Annotated in this window: 15 protein-coding genes and 1 pseudogene; 3 read left to right on the plus strand and 13 right to left on the minus strand. The window is 55.9% G+C overall.

What is annotated here, in order from left to right; genetic code table 11:
• Positions 1 to 102: 102 nt before the first annotated feature.
• Genes G340_RS0110645 through G340_RS0110665 form a run of 5 tightly spaced genes read right to left on the minus strand, consistent with a single transcriptional unit; the run spans position 103 to position 6,204 of the window.
• Positions 103 to 1,227 carry a substrate-binding domain-containing protein gene (locus G340_RS0110645; protein ID WP_020073642.1) on the minus strand — a complete coding sequence of 375 codons (1,125 nt, stop codon included), beginning with the start codon at positions 1,225 to 1,227 and terminating at the stop codon, positions 103 to 105.
• A 56-nt stretch (positions 1,228 to 1,283) separates the two neighbouring features.
• Complete coding sequence (locus G340_RS0110650; protein ID WP_020073643.1) at positions 1,284 to 2,543, minus strand: sugar ABC transporter permease; 1,260 nt, start codon at positions 2,541 to 2,543, stop codon at positions 1,284 to 1,286.
• Positions 2,530 to 4,107 (minus strand): ATP-binding cassette domain-containing protein, encoded by a 1,578-nt coding sequence (locus G340_RS0110655; protein ID WP_020073644.1) that lies wholly within the window; start codon positions 4,105 to 4,107, stop codon positions 2,530 to 2,532. The genes G340_RS0110650 and G340_RS0110655 overlap by 14 nt, the downstream gene beginning before the upstream one ends.
• Positions 4,108 to 4,147: 40 nt before the next feature.
• Entirely contained in the window at positions 4,148 to 4,981 is an 834-nt protein-coding gene (locus G340_RS0110660; protein WP_020073645.1) for a Cof-type HAD-IIB family hydrolase, read from the minus strand.
• 5 nt (positions 4,982 to 4,986) lie between these two features.
• On the minus strand, positions 4,987 to 6,204 hold the full coding sequence (locus G340_RS0110665; RefSeq protein WP_020073646.1) for an ROK family transcriptional regulator: 1,218 nt from the start codon (positions 6,202 to 6,204) through the stop codon (positions 4,987 to 4,989).
• Positions 6,205 to 6,501: 297 nt separating this feature from the next.
• On the opposite strand from G340_RS0110665, the gene G340_RS0110670 reads away from it, so the two are divergent.
• The gene (locus tag G340_RS0110670) at positions 6,502 to 6,972 is read left to right on the plus strand and encodes a TspO/MBR family protein (protein WP_020073647.1); all 471 of its coding nucleotides are present in this window, start codon (positions 6,502 to 6,504) and stop codon (positions 6,970 to 6,972) included.
• 228 nt (positions 6,973 to 7,200) lie between these two features.
• Here the strand turns inward: G340_RS0110670 and G340_RS0110680 are convergent, their stop codons facing one another.
• From G340_RS0110680 to G340_RS0110700, 5 genes and pseudogenes are all read right to left on the minus strand, one after another.
• A complete protein-coding gene (locus tag G340_RS0110680; protein ID WP_081626947.1) occupies positions 7,201 to 7,701 on the minus strand; it encodes a DeoR family transcriptional regulator in 501 nt (166 codons plus the stop codon).
• Between the two features lie 128 nt (positions 7,702 to 7,829).
• Positions 7,830 to 8,087, minus strand: a pseudogene (locus G340_RS0110685) (transposase); the annotation flags it as partial.
• A 340-nt stretch (positions 8,088 to 8,427) separates the two neighbouring features.
• The gene (gene rlmD / locus G340_RS0110690; RefSeq protein WP_020073651.1) at positions 8,428 to 9,795 is read right to left on the minus strand and encodes a 23S rRNA (uracil(1939)-C(5))-methyltransferase RlmD; all 1,368 of its coding nucleotides are present in this window, start codon (positions 9,793 to 9,795) and stop codon (positions 8,428 to 8,430) included.
• Positions 9,796 to 10,115: 320 nt separating this feature from the next.
• Complete coding sequence (locus G340_RS17945; protein WP_154653175.1) at positions 10,116 to 10,394, minus strand: hypothetical protein; 279 nt, start codon at positions 10,392 to 10,394, stop codon at positions 10,116 to 10,118.
• Between the two features lie 146 nt (positions 10,395 to 10,540).
• On the minus strand, positions 10,541 to 12,346 hold the full coding sequence (locus G340_RS0110700; protein ID WP_020073653.1) for a HAMP domain-containing sensor histidine kinase: 1,806 nt from the start codon (positions 12,344 to 12,346) through the stop codon (positions 10,541 to 10,543).
• A 248-nt stretch (positions 12,347 to 12,594) separates the two neighbouring features.
• Between G340_RS0110700 and G340_RS0110705 the strand changes: the two genes are divergently transcribed.
• Both G340_RS0110705 and G340_RS0110710 read left to right on the plus strand, forming a co-directional pair.
• Positions 12,595 to 13,146: a transcription repressor NadR gene (locus G340_RS0110705; RefSeq protein WP_326522380.1), complete on the plus strand. Its 552-nt coding sequence runs from the start codon at positions 12,595 to 12,597 to the stop codon at positions 13,144 to 13,146.
• Between the two features lie 166 nt (positions 13,147 to 13,312).
• A complete protein-coding gene (locus tag G340_RS0110710) occupies positions 13,313 to 13,903 on the plus strand; it encodes a hypothetical protein (RefSeq protein WP_020073655.1) in 591 nt (196 codons plus the stop codon).
• Positions 13,904 to 14,005: 102 nt separating this feature from the next.
• On the opposite strand, the gene G340_RS0110715 is transcribed toward G340_RS0110710, so the two are convergent.
• From G340_RS0110715 to pstB, 3 genes are all read right to left on the minus strand, one after another.
• Positions 14,006 to 14,704: a winged helix-turn-helix domain-containing protein gene (locus G340_RS0110715; RefSeq protein WP_020073656.1), complete on the minus strand. Its 699-nt coding sequence runs from the start codon at positions 14,702 to 14,704 to the stop codon at positions 14,006 to 14,008.
• A gap of 142 nt (positions 14,705 to 14,846) precedes the next feature.
• Positions 14,847 to 15,509 carry a phosphate signaling complex protein PhoU gene (phoU, locus tag G340_RS0110720; protein WP_020073657.1) on the minus strand — a complete coding sequence of 221 codons (663 nt, stop codon included), beginning with the start codon at positions 15,507 to 15,509 and terminating at the stop codon, positions 14,847 to 14,849.
• 71 nt (positions 15,510 to 15,580) lie between these two features.
• A complete protein-coding gene (pstB, locus tag G340_RS0110725) occupies positions 15,581 to 16,336 on the minus strand; it encodes a phosphate ABC transporter ATP-binding protein PstB (protein ID WP_020073658.1) in 756 nt (251 codons plus the stop codon).
• Positions 16,337 to 16,339: the final 3 nt, after the last annotated feature.

Genomic DNA, 16,339 nt, shown 5'->3' on the forward strand with positions numbered 1-16,339 from the left:
CTCCTCCGCCGTCCCCCTGCAAGAGCTCGGAATCCGTACTTGCATCCTGAAAGAATTTTTCGGCGGTATCGCTCACCTGCTGATACAGGCGCTTCGGATTTCTTATTTCAGGAGCGCCAGGCGGCCGGGATCCTTCGCAAATACCTCTTTCGCATTTTCCTTAGTGACAACGATCGGAGCCAGCTCATAAACGCCGACGTCCTTCTTGCCATTGTTCACGGTTGAGTCGGGTGCCGGCATTCCCTTGCCTGCCTGCAGAGACTTGATGATCTCAATCGTTTTGCCCACCAGAACATCGGTCGGCTTGGCTACGGTAGAATACTGTTTTCCGGACCAGATCCACTCAACTGACTCGTTCTCGGCGTCGAGGCCCGAAACAACGGGGATCTTCTGCCCGGCCTGCTCCGACGCGGTGATGATCGCGCGGGCGATGCCGTCGTTGGGAGAGAGAACGCCGTCGATTTCCTTATTGGAGTAGAAGCCGGAGAGGAGGGAATCCATGCGGGACTGGGCCTTGGAGTTATCCCAGTCCATGGTGGCGCACTGGGTGAAATCGGTCTGGCCGGATACGACAACCAGCGTGCCGTCGTCGATCTTGGGCTGGAGCACCTTCATAGCGCCCTTGAAGAAGTTGGGGGCGTTCGGGTCGGCAGGCCCGCCGCCAAACAGCTCAATGTTATAAGGGCCCTTGCCCTTCTGAGCGGCCAGCCCGTCAAGCAGGGCCTGCCCCTGCAGCTCGCCGGTCTTGATGCTGCCAAACTGTACCACGCCGTCGATGCCGGTGGTGTTTTCAATCAGGCGGTCATAGCCGATGACGCTGATGCCGGCCGCCTTCGCCTCTTCCAGAACCGCTCCGAGCTGAGAGCCGTCCACAGGGCCGACGACGATCACCTTGGCGCCGTTCTGAATCATGGACTCGATTTGTTGCTGCTGTTGGGGAACCTTGTTGTCGGCGTGCTGTACAATCGCCTTGAAGCCCGCGGCCTCCAGCTGGGCCCGGAACATCTCATCCGCTTCTTTCCAGTTCTGGGTGCCCAGCCAGGGCAGCGCAACGCCGATGGTCGCGTCTGCCGAAAATCCGGCGGCGCCGGATGCGGCGGGGGTGGAAGAGGCGGGCGCGGGCGCGGCGGAAGAAGTAGTTTGCTGTGATCCGCCGCAGCCGGTGAGGGCTGTCGTCATGATAAGTGCCGCTGCGAGTAACAGAGATAGACGCTTTTTCGTTTTCATATTAACCTCCTGTTTTAAGTCCGTCGACTAATATGCAAGACCCGGCCATCAGTCTGTCAGGAATCGCTGCTGGCAGGGGTGCCTTTCTGAGGTTCGCCTTCCCGGGGTTTAGCATCTCTTGAGGGAAACAGCCTTCCCGTAATGGAGGGGCGGCCCTGCTGCTTGTTGAACACATCGAAAGCAACCGCGGCAAGCAGTACCAGGCCCTTGATGACCTGCGTGCGGTCGGCGCCGACGCCCATGAGCATCAGGCCGGAGTTGAGAACGGCCATCACCAGACCACCGACCATTGTGGCGAAAACGGTGCCGACGCCGCCCGAAACCGCCGCGCCGCCGATAAAGACCGAGGCAATGGCGTCCATTTCCCACCCGGTGCCGTCCGACGGGCCGGCCGCGGTGGATCTGCCCACAAACATGATGCCGGCCAACGCCGAGAGCAGCGACATGTTGAGCATGGTGAGAAAATAGGTTTTCTGTACATTGACGCCGGACAGCGCGGCCGAGGTTTTATTGCCGCCCACAGCGTAGATATGCCGGCCGAACCGGGTGCGCTGGGTGATGGTTTGATAGAGGATGATCAGAATCACGAGAATCAGGCCCGGTACGGGGAACGATGTGCCGGGGCGCCCGGTGCCGAAAATCCATGTTAAGTACCCGATGATCACACCCACCAGAACAATCCGAACCACCACCGGCCAAAGCTCCTCTGTTTTTCCGGTCAGTCCGGCAGCCCGGGTGCGCCCGCGCAGCTGTGTGAAGGCAAACGCGGCGATCGCGATGATGCCCAGCAGCAGCGTCGAATTATTGATCCCCGTGTCGGGGCCCCAGTCGGGCAGATACCCCGAACCGAACACCTTGAGCTCGGGAGGCGCCGGCACCGAAATGGATCTTGAAATCCAGATGACGCCGCCGCGGAAAATCATCATGCCGCCGAGTGTTGTGATGAAGCCGGGAATGCCGAATTTGGCAAGCCAAAAGCCCTGCCACGCTCCGGCGGCGGCGCCGATCGCGAGCGCGAGGAGCACCGCGAGCCACCACGGCCACCCCAGATCCCGCGCGGTCAGGGCCATCACCATGCCCGAAAATCCCGCCACCGAGCCGACGGACAGGTCGATCTGCCCGATCACGATGACCATCAGCATTCCAAGGGCCAGAACCAGCACATACGCATTGCCGGAAATCAGATTTTGAAAGTTGGAGGAGGTGATCATTCTCCCTCCCGAAGCGATATTGAAGATGATGGTAAGCGCCACCAGAGCAATCACCATACTGTACTGCCGCAGGCCGCCGCCAAGCACTTTTTTAAGATACCCCATAAAGCATTTCCGTCCTTTCCGCGTTCGATTCCGATTTGGAGGTGTTCGTCATCATTCGCATGAGCTTTTCCTGGTCGGCATCCTGACGATTCAGCACGCCCGTTATGCTCCCCTCAAAAACCGTGTAGATTCTGTCCGATATACCAAGCAGCTCCGGCAGCTCGGAGGAAATGATGATGACCGCTTTCCCCTGATCCGCAAGCTGCTGGATCAGGCGGTAGATTTCATACTTGGCGCCGACGTCGATTCCGCGGGTGGGTTCGTCAAGGATCAGCACATCGGGCTCCGTGAACATCCACTTGCCCAAAACCACCTTTTGCTGGTTCCCGCCGGAGAGGGTGGACACGCCGCTGTTCACGCTGTTCGTCTTGATATTCAAGGTGTCGCGGTAGTGTTCGGCGACCTGAAATTCCTTATCCAAATCCAGGAGCCTGCCGCGCAGAATACCGCCAAGGTTTGCCGACACGATGGTGGCGCGGATGCTGTCCAGCAGATTGAGCCCCAGATTCTTGCGGTCCTCCGGCACATAGGCAATGCCCTGACGGATGGCGGAGGCAACCGAGGTGACGCGAATCTCTTTGCCCCGAATTTTGATGGAGCCGCCCAGATAAACACCGTAGTTCCGCCCAAAAATGGAGCGCATCAGCTCGGTTCTGCCTGCGCCCATCAGGCCGGCAAAGCCGACGATCTCCCCCGCTCTGACAAAGAAGCTGGAGTCCTTGCAAATCAGCCGGCCCGGAATATTGGGGTCTTCCACACGCCAGCCGTCCACCTCGAAGATCACCTCGCCGGGATGCGACTCGTGGGCGGGGAACCGGTTTTCAATGGAGCGCCCCACCATGGCGCGGATGATGCGGTCCTCGTCGATCTGTCCCGCCTCCACATAGAATGTTTCGACCGTGCGGCCGTCGCGGATGACGGTGACGGCGTCGGCGATCGCCGCAATCTCGTTGAGCTTGTGCGAGATCATAATGCAGGTGATGTCCCGGTTTTTCAGGCCCCGCATAAGCTCGAGCAGGTTGGCGGAGTCGGTCTCGTTGAGCGCGGAGGTCGGCTCATCGAGAATCAGCAGCCGAACGTTTTTGGAAAGCGCCTTCGCGATTTCCACCAGCTGCTGCTGGCCCACACCCAGGCGTTTGATTGGGGTGTCCGGATCGATCGCCAGCCCTACCCGCCCCAGCAGCTCGACTGTGCGGCGCCGCTGGGCGTCCCAGTCGATCAGCCCGCGATTGACGGTTTCGTTTCCCAAAAAAATGTTTTCGGTAATGGAAAGCTCCGGAATCATCGTCAGCTCCTGGTGAATGATCGCGATGCCGGCCTTCTCCGATTCCTTAATGTCCTTAAAAGCAATTTCACTGCCCCTGTAGATGATCCTGCCCTCATAGGAGCCGTGGGGATACACGCCGGATAGAACCTTCATCAGGGTCGATTTTCCCGCGCCGTTCTCGCCGCAAATTGCGTGGATATCGCCTTCACGCACCTCCAGCGTCACGTTGTCGAGTGCGCGCACACCCGGAAAGACTTTGGTAATGCCCTGCATCTGCAGGATCAAGGGACGTTCCATAACTACACTCCCCCTGCGCTTGCGTGGCCGCAAGCAAAATTTATATGCGCTTTTTTACAAAGCTGAGCTGTTTGAGTCCCGCGAGGACGCCCTCGTGGTCGTTGTCCGCCGTCACATTTTGCGCCTGCCTTTTCACCTCCGGCGGCGCGTTGCCCATCGCAAAGCAGGCGCCGGTGGCGAGCAGCATATCGATATCGTTGAAATTGTCGCCGAAGGATACGGTCGCTTGCGGCGGAATGCCATATAACTTGCAAAGATACCTGACCGCGCCGGATTTTGAGACGGCTCCGTCCATAATTTCAAGGTAGGTGTCTTTCGAGCGGTAAACGGAAAGCCCGGAGAAGCGCTTTCCGAGTGCGTCGGCAAGGTCTGCGATCGCCTCCGCCTCCCCCATGCACAAAAGCTTATGTACCTGCCCCCCTTGCGGGACAAAATCAGAAATCCCGCCCTCTTTCGGTACCGAGGCCGTAATGCTTTGCTCCTGCACGATCCATTTGTCGTGAACATTGCCCGCAATCCAGTCGCGGTTGCAATAGGCGCTGCAGCAAACACCCTTCCATTCCCTGTTTACGAATTTTTCGATCCGAACGGCTTTTTCGCGGTCGATGCCGACCGTTTTGACCGGCTCCCCGTGCTCATCGAGAATCAGCGCGCCGCTGTAGCAGACAACGGGGGCTTTGATTCCCAGCTCGCGCTGCAGGGGAAAAATTGCCGAGGGCATACGCGCCGAAACGAGGATGAAGGGAACGCCGATGCGATCGAGCTCCCGCACTTTTTGTCCGGTTCCCGGGGAAATGCGATTGGTCGAGTCCAGGAGCGTTCCGTCGATATCGCAAAACACCATTTGGTATTGCGTTGGCCCGGGAGCGATCATCTGCCCTACCCCCTTTTGCCCGCCGCCGAAAACTTACTGGGCAGCTGCAGCACCTTATCCGTTGCCGTAGCGGCAGCGCCGTAAAGGGTGGGGTCCACCTTGAGGGCGGATATTTTAATGCGCACCTTGGTGTGCAGCTCGGGAATCACGCGCTGCCTCACCACCTCCTGAACAATCGGCAGCAGCAAATCCCCTCCCCGCGACACGACGTCGCCAAGGATAATGATGTCCGGGTTATAGGCGTTAATCAGCGTAACGCAGCCGTAACCGATATACTCCGCCGTCTCCCGCACCACATCCATCGCCTTTGGATTGCCGGCGCGCGCCGCTTCAAAAACAGCGATGCAGGCGTCGCTGCTCTGCGGATTTTCGCAGGGCAGGCATTCCGGCACGCGCTCCTTCACTTTTTTCAAGATGGCCGGAGCCGAACAGTACATTTCAAGGCAGCCGTAGTTCCCGCATTCACAGCGCGGGCCGTGCACGTCCACGCTGATGTGCCCGGTTTCGCAGGCGGTGCCCTGCACCCCCAGAAACAGGCGGCCGCGCTCAATGATACCGGCGCCCACGCCGTCGCCCACCAGAAAATACGCCAGCGTGTGCAGCGGCTGGGTATGCCCGCCAAACAGCCATTCGGCCAAAGCGCCCGCGTTTGCGTCGTGCTCTATAAAAACCGGCTTATTGAACTCCGCCTTGAATTCCTCAATAAAATTGATCGTGTGCCAGGCGGACATTTGGGTGACGACCGCGATGCGGCCCTCGTCCCTCAGGTACGGCCCCGGAACGGCAAGCCCGATGGAGACGACATTTTCATATTTCTTCAGCATTGTGTGTATCTGCTCCTTCATCGCAGACAACACCTTTCGGGGATCTTCCTCAAACGGATACTTTGTTTCCGTGTGTATGTAAATTTTACCGGAAATATCGAACACACCCACCGCAAACATCTGCCTTGCAAACTTTACCCCGATGATTTGATGCCTGTCGGCATTCAGCCGAAGCCCTATGGAACGACGGTTGTCGCCGTTCATAATAATTCCGGCCTCGGACACAATGCCCATCTCCATCATGGACGCCACTATTTTGGTAATGGCCGCCTGGGTAAGGCCCGTTTGCCTGGCAATGTCCGCACGGGAGCACACCTCCTGCTGCTGCAATATTCTCACAACAGCGGAGCGGTTCATTTCTGTTAAATCACTGTTATTTTTGCCAATCGCACCTGTCATTTTCGCTTGCCGTCCTTTTCCCGCTCTCGTATGAATACACGGCGTTAATTGATTTACTCTGTTAATATATTAATCGAGAAACATCAATATGTCAACTATTTTTTAAAAAAGTTTATTGTTTTTGTACTTATATACCATTCAATCTCTTTTTCGGAGGCCCGCCGTAAAATGCCGGCATTTTTTCACGGCTGTTCTCCTACTTTTCTCAAACCGCTGTCTGAACAGAAGAGGAAAATAGTTCCATGTCATAACGAACCGCATTTTTGAATATCCTATTGGGAGGAAGGGGATGACCGCTTGAAATTCAGAGGAAAAACACTGCTGATCTGCATCGCCGTTCCATTGCTTACGGGCGGATTGGCGGGATTCATTTCGAGAGACAGCATGGGCACGTTTGCGGCGCTGAACCAGCCGCCCCTGTCGCCGCCGGGATGGCTGTTCCCCGTGGTGTGGACGATACTCTACCTTTGCATGGGCATTGCGTCCTACCTGATTCTCACATCGGGGGCGCCGCAGGAGAAGATCGGCAAGGCGATCCGGCTCTATGGCTGGCAGCTGCTGTTCAACTTTTTCTGGCCTCTCTGGTTTTTCCGCCTGCAACTGTACTTTTTCGCGTTTTTCTGGCTGATTGCCCTGTGGGGCCTGCTCCTTTCCACAATCCTGTCGTTTTTCCGCATTTCAAAGGCCGCCGCGTACTGGATGCTCCCGTATCTTCTGTGGGTGACCTTCGCCGGGTATCTGAATCTGGGGATTGCGCTGCTGAACTGACCCATTTCATCGCACAGCAAAAGAACCGATGCATCAAAACCTTGATGCATCGGTTCTTTTGCTGTGCCGAGGCCCCCCATAGGGCACGGCGGCGAAACCAAGGTCGGCCGCTGATCGCCGCGGCAATGGGGCTTCAGTCAAACAGCTCTTTCGCGTATTCGCTCGTAAAGAAATCTCCGATTCGGATTTTACCGGCCATATAGATTCCGTGATAATTGCTGCCACCCGTCATAAACAGCCCGTTTTCCGGCTTTCCCTCCATGGACTGGGAATAAATCGGTTCATCGTCTTCGGAAGGAACAGTGTCCTTTTCAAAATACCAATGACGTCGTTTTCAGAAGCCTTGCCGTAATTCAGGTCAATCGCCGCATTTGGGGCAAATACGGGCTGAGCCATGGAAAGCGTCTGGCCGTTTGGCTGCGTGCCGTCACACAGAAAAGAGAGTGTGCCGTTGCCGGCGGTGTCGTTCCAGTTGCCGCCGCACCATTCCATTAAGGTGCTTTCGGCATTCTGAACCGACCGGATTTGATTGACCTCCTGCGCAACAACATGTTCCAAAATCGCTCCGCCATACACTTTGATCAGCCGCCCCTGCTTGCCCAGAAAGTCCAAATCCCGCCGTATGGTTTCGATGGAGACGTCAAAGATTTGGGCCAGTTCCGAGACCTTTACGCTTGCTTTATCCAGGAGCATTTCCATAATTATCTCTTGCCGTCCCTGTATCAGCATTTCATATCCTTTTTCTTGATAAAATCCTACTTGCTTTTAGACGCTTTATGCCGCATTTTATTTCAATTTGTGGTGTTCTTAATCATATTGTATCTGTACCGCGTCAAAATGACAATAGATATTGATTACGCCGCTGTTAAGGTTACGCCTTTCAGACGGGGTACATTCAATGTCACATCTCCGGAACTGGTGGTCAGATTGTGCTGGTAATGGCCGCTGCGATACCCCTGCCGCTCTTCGCTGCGTTCGTAACGTGCGGCCTGGGTCAGCTTCTGCGCCTCTGCCTCCAGCAGCCCGTTCAGCGTTTCCTCCACGCTCCCACGGACTAATTCCTTGATTTGCCCCTTGATTACTTCCACATTTAACTGTACAATTTTCTCGGACATAGTTTGCTGTCTCCTTTCAGAATGGTGGTGTGGTAACTTCATTCTATCAAAAACTGCAAACTGTGTCTCTTTTTATCCTTTTTCAATTTGCGCAACTTATTCTACCTTATCATAACATTATTAATAATTAATCAATTTTTCAATAGTTCTTATCATCAGAAAAGGAGTACCTTTTTCAGGTACCCCTCTCTTTTAATCTATCTTTATTTTCTTGTATCCCCACACTCTATATCAACTACCACAGAAACATTAATATAGTTTTTTATTACCTTATTTCTAATTTTATCACCCTCACCTGTGAAGACTATATGTTTGAAAAAGTGCCTAAAACAAAGGATTTCTACGTATCTGCTCGTTGTATCAACACAATAGTCTCCACATGCTTCGTCCTCGGGAACAGATCGACGGGCGTGATCGGCCCGGCGGAATAGCCGAACGTGCGGAACAGCTTCAAGTCGCGTGCAAGGGTGGCGGGATCGCAGGAAACATAAACAATGCGGGAAGGCGCCATGTCGGCTACCGTGCGGATCAGCTCGGGCGCACAGCCCTTTCTGGGGGGATCGAGCACTACAACGTCGGGGCGTTCGCCGCGCTGCGCCAGCTGCTGCGCCGCCTCGACAGCATCCATGCAAAGGAATTCCGCGTTTTCAATATGGTTGAGCGCCGCGTTTTCGCGGGCGTTTTCCACCGCCTGCTCCACCGCCTCAATCCCAATGACCCGCCCGGCGCGATTTGCCATCGAAAGGCCGATCGTACCGGTGCCGCAGTACAGGTCGAGCACCGTTTCCCTGCCGGTGAGCCCGGCGTATTCGCCCGCCAGCGCATACAACCGCTCGGCCTGAGCATGATTCACCTGATAAAAGGACAGCGGAGAAATTTGGAACCGCAGGCCGCACATCCGATCAGTCAGAAAATCCTGCCCCCAAACCGTGCGGAAATGCCTGCCCAGCACGACGTTGGTATCTTCCCGGTTGCTGTTGATCAGAACGCTCGTCAGGCCGTCCACTCTCTCGCGGAGCAGCGCTGCAAGCGAGTCCTCCCCTTTCAGGCCGTTCCCGTTGACGACCGCACAGACCATCACCTCGCCCGTGCCCTCGGCCATGCGCAGGTATAAATGGCGCAGCTTCCCCTTATGCGTCGCCTCGTCATAGGCGCTCTCGCCGCTCTGGCGCGCCCACTCCAAAAACGCGTCCAGCGCCTGTCCGAACGGCTTTGGCTGCAGGGCGCAGCGGTCACACCCAACAATGCGGTGGCTGTGGCTCGCATAAAACCCCGCGATCAGATTGCCCTGCTTGTCCTGCCCGATGGGAATCTGCGCCTTATTGCGGTAACCGTCGACATGCTCCGCCCCCAAGATCGGGCGGATATCCGCATCCGGCAGCCCGCCGATCCGCTCGATGGCGTCGCGCACGCGGCTCTCCTTTGCCCGCAGCTCACCGGCATAGGTAATATGGCGGAACGCGCAGCCGCCGCACTGTGCAGAACAGGGACAGTCCGACTCGATCCGTTCGGGAGACGGCTCCAGAATTTCTTCTATTCTCCCAAAGGCATACGTTTTGGCCGTCTTCAGGATACGGACTCTCAAACGGTCGCCGGCCGCCGCACCGGGAACAAATACGGCGATCCCCTCTGCCCGGCCCACGCCGCTGCCCTCCGCGGTCATGCCTGTGATCTCTATTTCAACTATCTCATTCTTTTTCAGAAGCATCGTTTTCTCTCCGATCGTTTTTGCTCTGATCCCGATCTCTCATAAAAACAGCGGATCATTCTTATGATCCCGCCCGCCAAAAGCAGGAAGAGCGGGCCGTTTTTCCCTTTCGATCACGGATCTGTTCTTTCAAGAGTTTAGCATTTTCCCGGTGTGAATACAAGAAAAGAAAATTCTGTAAAAATTTCTTCCTTTTTGAATATTCCACTCTATTGTGTCAATCATAATAAATATTAAATCGCTTCTCCATGCAATTTATGAAAAAAGCAGATTCATTATTAACCTTTTGTTAATTTCTTGACTTTGCTGGATTTAGTGGTTTATACTAGGGATAAAGAAAAAAGATTTTCGCATATTCCAATTCTAATTTGCTTATAAGACCGCGGCGGATGCCGTACCTTTTTCAATACAACTCCTCCCCAAAAAGGCTGAAACCGGTAACTTTTTACCGGTTTCAGCCTTTTTATCATGCCCTGCGCCAAATTTTCCCGCGCACTGCCGCCCGCGCAAAGGAAAGGCACTGCATCTTGTATTTTCTGTTCAGGAGCGATTTTGATTTCTGTTATTTTTTTGCATGAAGCTTGACCCGCTCCCTGCAAAAATTTACAAAATCAGGACTCGTTTTTGATTTTTTCGATCATTTGCACAATCCCTGGCCGGGCAAATTGCAAAAAACAAACGATACCAACAGCGGCAGGCAAAATAGCTCTGCAAACCGCAAAACGCGGCGGCGAAAAAAATCCTGTTATTCCGTGGAAAGCGGCAGGCGCACCGTAAATGTGCTGCCCTTACCAACCTCGCTCTCTACGCTCACCTCGCCGTGGTACAGCGCCGCCAGGTGTTTTACAATCGAAAGCCCCAGGCCCGTGCCGCCGATTTCGCGCGAGCGGCTGGTATCGACCCGGTAGAAACGCTCAAACAGCCGATCCAGATGCTCCTGGGCGATACCGATGCCCGTATCGCGCACGCGCACAATCGCCATATGCCGCTGCTGCCGGGCAATCACCGTGACTCTGCCCTGCGGAACATTATACTTGATCGCATTCTCGATTAAATTGCCGAACAGCTGGCCAATGCGCGTGGGGGAGCAGTCGCAGTACAGCGAAGCGTCTGCGTCCAGTTCCAGCGCAACCGAAGCCTTTTCGGCAACGGGACGCAGCCGTTCTATGGTAGCCATCAGCTCCTCCTTCAAATTGCAGCGGCGGGCGGAGGGATCCTCCTTGGCGTTTTCGATCTGTGAAAGCACAAGCATATCGTCGATCAGATGGTGCAGGCGCTCCGCCTCAATATCCAGCACGTCGTAAAAATACCGGCGGGTTTCTTCATCTCGGTCTCCGCTGCGCAGCAGCTCAATGCTCCCGCGAATCGAAGTCAGCGGCGTTTTGAGCTCGTGTGTCACATTGGCCACAAACTCGCTGCGCAGCTGCTCCAGGCGGCGCATACGGGTCACATCGGCAATCACGGCCAGCACCTCGCCGTCCTCCCGCTTGCCGGGGATCGGCGCGATGTACACGTTATACTGTCGCTCCTTGGGGCCTCCGGTCGTCAGTGTTTCGCGGCGCGCGGGTTCCCCTTCTCCCGCTTCTCCGGCGCTGCGCATCCGGTCGGCAAGCTGGCGGATGAGCAGGCTTCCATCAAGAATACCGCCCTCCTTGAAGTCGCGGGCATGGAGCAGCTCACGCGCGCGCTGGTTCAGGAATACAATCCGGTTATTGCGGTCAACGCACAGCACACCGTCGTCCATTCCCTGAAGCACCCCCTCCAGCTGCTCCTGCTTCTTCTGTGTCTGAAGCACGGCCTGCTCGGTGCTTTCCGCCATAATATTGAACGAATGGGTCAGATCGCCAATCTCGCCGGTATACTGCCCCTGCATACGTCCGGAAAGATCGCCCTCCGAAATTCGCCGCGCCACCTTGGTCAAATCGCGGATGGGCAGGGTAAAGCGATCCGCCATAAACCAGGTGACGGTGCAGATCAAAATCAGGCCCAGCAGCAGGCTCATCAGGGAACCGACCCAGAATTTCCGCGTCACGCGGTCCAAATCGGCAATCGACAGCGCCGCGCGCAGATACCCCTGATTCGGCAGGCGCACCGCCGCATAATAAAAGCGCTCGCCGGCGTTCTCAGAAAGACGCACGTTGTACCCGCGCCCCGATTTGCCCGCCTGAACGATTTCAGGACGGCCCAGGTGGTTCCCCTTAACGGTATTGTCGTCCACATCTCCCGGCTGCTCGCTGTCCCCCACCACATCTCCGTTGGAATCGAGCACCGTAATGCGAACCTGCTGCCCCACGGCGGAAAGACGGTCGCTTTCCTCCCTGGCATATTTTTGGGGATTCGCCCAGATTTTATTGCCCTGCGTTTCCATAATCGCAAGGGAAGCGTCGAGCCGCTTGGTGAACTCCTCCTGATACTGCTTCTGTACCAGAAGCGCCACGAGCGCAAACGCCAGACAAAAGCCCGCGCACAGGATGATGGAGCTCGACAGCATCAGCCGCTGCTTGACAGAGCCGTTTGAAACATGGATACGAATGCGGTTTTTCTGTTTCACCCGCAAATCCCTCCTTTTCTATTGGGAAAAGCATATCACTTTTCCCGAAAATATGCTATGATTAAGAAAAGCCCGTGTGGTATTTTCTTCGCTTTGGCGGAGAAAATACCGCCCTGTATGCATTGGGAACGGCATATCGCTTGCAGAGAATACGCCGTCCTTCTGATTCGGCAGAAAGGGCGAACGTATTTGTCTTTTCCCTGCCGCAGGCGGCAAAAGAGCAGATATGGTTCCATGTGCGAATGACAATGAGAAAGGGTGCTCCGATGACTTCAGCCGAACGACGTGAAAAAATCCTCCAGCTTTTGCAGCACAGCCGCCAGCCGGTCAGCGCCGGGGCCATTGCCCGGCAGTTTCAGGTCAGCCGGCAGATCATTGTCGGGGATATTGCCCTGCTGCGCGCCGCCAACGAAAAAATCGCGGCCACGCCTCGGGGCTATGTATTGGAATCCGACGTTCCCGCCGGGGAATACCGCGTGATCATCGCCTGCCGCCACAGCGGCAGTGAGATGGAAGACGAGCTGACCACGATTGTGGACAACGGCGGCAGGGTGCTGGACGTAACGGTGGAGCACGCCGTTTACGGGCAGCTGAGCGGCCAGCTCCGCGTTGGCTCGCGCCATGACGTACAGGATTTTCTGAACCGCCTGAGCGCCAGCAACTCCGCCCCGCTCTCGGATTTGACCGGGGGCATTCACCTGCACACCGTCGCGTTTTCCAGCCGGCAGGACCGCGACCGCACGTTGGCAGCACTGACCGAAAAGGGGTATTTGCTCGGGCAGAGGGAATCCGATTCCTGAGTGCCAAAATAAATTTTTCGCGAAGGTGTCTTGACACCTTCGCTTTTTTGTTCTACAATGCTGTCAAGACATATGTATAGTCAATATCTTAAAGTAGACAATACGGGAGAAATTCAATAGCCTTTTAAAAAACGGCAGCTCTGTAAAAATTCTTGAGGTGATGAAAATGAAACAAACCAATCAAAAAGTCCTGACAATGGTAATTGCGGCGCTGCTTTGCGCGGTGGGCATTGTGATCCCCATGTTTGCGCCGAAAATCGTACTGGAGCCCATGTCCTTTACATTGGCCAGCCACGTGGCGATTTTTATTGCGATATTCATTTCGCCCCCGGTAGCGGCGGCGGTCACACTCGGCACCAGCGCGGGCTTCTTTTTCGCAGGCCTGCCGCCGGTAATCGCGCTGCGCGCGCTGAGCCACCTTGGCTTTGTAGCGGTCGGCTGCCTGATTTTGAAAAAGCACCCGGACGTCCTCCTGCGCCCCGCGTCCACCGTACTGTTCAGCTCGGTTCTGGCGGTCGTTCACGCCATTTGTGAAGCGCTGGTCGTCACACTGTTCTATTTCGGCGGCATGCTGAACAGCGGCTTTTACAACAAGGGCTTTGCGTTCTCCGTCCTTTTGATGGTGGGCGTGGGCACGATCGTACACAGCATGATCGACTTCGGCATTGCGCTGGCTGTGTGGAAGCCCGTAAGCCGAGTAATTCAGATTCCCGTGAGCGCCCCCATGGCCTCCTCTCAGAAGCGCGCGGCGCTGTAAGGATCACAACATCTCAAAGCACAAAATCGACAAAACAAAATACCTCGCCCGGTAAATCTGATTTCAAAGGATTTACCGGGCGTTTCTCATTTGGGCGAAGGATTACTCCTGCTCCGTGAATTTATAGCCGACGCCGCGCACCGTCTGCACCAGCCTGGGGGACTCGGGGTCTTCCTCAATTTTCTGCCGCAGATAGCGCACATGAACGTCCACCGTTCGGGTGTCGCCGTAATATTCCACACCCCACACCTTATCGAGCAGGGCGTCACGCGTCATCACCCGGCCCCGGTGCTTCATCAGCATGACGAGAAGGTCAAATTCCTTGGCCGTCAGCTCGCGCGGCTCGCCGCTTTTGGTCACCGTATGGCGCGCGATATCCACCGTCAGCCCGCCGCCGGTGAGCACCTCTTCCTCCATGTCCTGCGCAGCGCGCTCGCTGCGGCGCAGCACGGCACGCACACGGGCAGCCAGCTCTTTCATGCTGAACGGCTTGACCACATAATCATCCGCGCCAATCTCCAGCCCCAGCACACGGTCGAATTCCTCACCCTTGGCGGTCAGCATCAAAATCGGCAAATGCTTGCCCTCGGGGCTTTCGCGCAGAATGCGGCACACCGCCAGCCCGTCCGGCGGCGGCATCATCCAGTCCAGAATCACGGCGTCGGGCCTCTTTTGCCGCACCGCAGCCAGAAGAGAGGTTCCGTCGGCAAATTCCGCGCTCTCGTACCCCGCGTCTTTCAGTCCAAAAGCCACCAGCTTGCGGATATTCGGTTCGTCGTCGGCGATATAAACCAGCGCCATTCCTTGTTCTCCTCTCAATGTCAGGATAAATTGCGGTACAAACTCATAACGGTTTCGTTCGTTCCCCGAAGCGGGGCGGCCGAATCGAACGCTCTCTCAGCCGCCCGAAGCTCCGCTTCGGTTCCGCGGGCAGTTCTGTCTGTTATATTTTTTCGTTGAGCTCGGGGTGCACGCCGTTTTCGATGTAGATGACCCATTCGGCAATATTCGTGGCGTGATCCGCCGTGCGCTCAATATATTTCGTAATAAAAATCAGGTCAACCTCGCACATCACATTCCGGGGATTCTGCGTGATGATGTCGCAGACCTCCAGAATGATTTTGGAAAACATGGAATCCACCACGTCGTCGTACTGGCAGATCGCTTTGGCCTCTTCCACATCGCGGGAAATAAACACATCGATCGAGCGGCGGAACATGCCGCGCGCCTCTTCCAGCATGCGCACCACGTGCGACAGCGCCAGGCTGTTGCCGTTGAAATCGCCGCCCGCGACAATCTCGCAGATATCGGCGCACTGGTCGGCCACGCGCTCCATATCCGTCAGGATTTTCAGGCACGCCGCGATCATGCGCAGATCGCCCGCGATCGGCTGCTGCAGGGCGATCAGGTTCAGGCACATTTTTTCGATCTGATGCTCCTGAATATCGATCTGTTCATCGCTCTGCGCCACCTGATGGGCCTTTTCCAAATCCAGCGTGCGCAGGGCCTCAATCGTTTCCAGCAGGCGGCCGTCCACGTCGTTCCCCATAGAGATCATTTCCTGCGAAAGCTCCCGCAGCTCGCGCTCAAACATTTTCCTCGCCATCTATTCCTCTCTTTCCGCCGCAGGCCGCCGGCGCTTGTCTCTTTTCATAGTATCAGACCAGCCTGAAAAAATCAACCGAAGCGGCCCGTGATATAGCGCTCGGTGCGCTCATCCTTCGGCTGCTCGAACATCAACTTGGTTTCGGTGAACTCCACCACCTCACCCAGCAGAAAAAACGCTGTTCGGTCTGAAATACGAGCGGCCTGCTGCATGTTGTGGGTAACAATGATCACGGTGTACTGGCCGCGGAGTTCGTCGAGCAAATCCTCGATCTTCTGTGTGGAGATCGGATCGAGCGCACTGGTGGGCTCATCCATCAGCAGAATGTCGGGGTCCACCGCAAGCGCGCGGGCAATGCAAAGGCGCTGCTGCTGGCCGCCGGAAAGGCCGAGGGCCGACTTTTTCAGGCGGTCCTTCACCTCATCCCACAAAGCGGCGCTGCGAAGCGACTTTTCAACGACTTGGTCGAGCTGGCCCTTGTTCTTGATCCCGTGAACGCGCGGGCCGTAGGCGATATTGTCGTATACGCTCATGGGGAACGGATTCGGCTTTTGAAACACCATGCCGGCACGCCGGCGCAGGAGATTGACGTCGGTGCGCGGATCATAGATGTCCTCTCCGTCGATGGTGACCTTCCCCTCAATCCGGCAGCCGGTGATCATATCGTTCATGCGGTTGAGCGTTTTCAGGCAGGTGGATTTTCCGCAGCCGGACGGGCCGATAAACGCCGTGATCTGGTTTTCCGGCACCTCGAGGGAAATTCCGTGCAGCGCCTGAAATTCGTTATAAAACAGATCCAGATTTTGAATCGAAATTTTGGTTGCCATAAA

The sequence above is a fragment of the Faecalispora sporosphaeroides DSM 1294 genome, from assembly GCA_000383295.1.
GTDB lineage: Bacteria > Bacillota > Clostridia > Oscillospirales > Acutalibacteraceae > Faecalispora > Faecalispora sporosphaeroides.

What these genes read in the sequence shown, in the direction of transcription:
- G340_RS0110660 (WP_020073645.1), bottom strand. Translation starts at nt 4,981, where the DNA reads ATGATCGCTCCCGGGCCAACGCAATACCAAATGGTGTTTTGCGATATC.
- G340_RS0110645 (WP_020073642.1), bottom strand. Translation starts at nt 1,227, where the DNA reads ATGAAAACGAAAAAGCGTCTATCTCTGTTACTCGCAGCGGCACTTATC.
- G340_RS0110705 (WP_326522380.1), top strand. Translation starts at nt 12,595, where the DNA reads ATGAGAAAGGGTGCTCCGATGACTTCAGCCGAACGACGTGAAAAAATC.
- rlmD (WP_020073651.1), bottom strand. Translation starts at nt 9,795, where the DNA reads ATGCTTCTGAAAAAGAATGAGATAGTTGAAATAGAGATCACAGGCATG.
- G340_RS0110715 (WP_020073656.1), bottom strand. Translation starts at nt 14,704, where the DNA reads ATGGCGCTGGTTTATATCGCCGACGACGAACCGAATATCCGCAAGCTG.
- G340_RS0110665 (WP_020073646.1), bottom strand. Translation starts at nt 6,204, where the DNA reads ATGACAGGTGCGATTGGCAAAAATAACAGTGATTTAACAGAAATGAAC.
- G340_RS0110710 (WP_020073655.1), top strand. Translation starts at nt 13,313, where the DNA reads ATGAAACAAACCAATCAAAAAGTCCTGACAATGGTAATTGCGGCGCTG.
- pstB (WP_020073658.1), bottom strand. Translation starts at nt 16,336, where the DNA reads ATGGCAACCAAAATTTCGATTCAAAATCTGGATCTGTTTTATAACGAA.
- G340_RS0110680 (WP_081626947.1), bottom strand. Translation starts at nt 7,701, where the DNA reads ATGCTGATACAGGGACGGCAAGAGATAATTATGGAAATGCTCCTGGAT.
- phoU (WP_020073657.1), bottom strand. Translation starts at nt 15,509, where the DNA reads ATGGCGAGGAAAATGTTTGAGCGCGAGCTGCGGGAGCTTTCGCAGGAA.
- G340_RS0110655 (WP_020073644.1), bottom strand. Translation starts at nt 4,107, where the DNA reads ATGGAACGTCCCTTGATCCTGCAGATGCAGGGCATTACCAAAGTCTTT.
- G340_RS0110650 (WP_020073643.1), bottom strand. Translation starts at nt 2,543, where the DNA reads ATGGGGTATCTTAAAAAAGTGCTTGGCGGCGGCCTGCGGCAGTACAGT.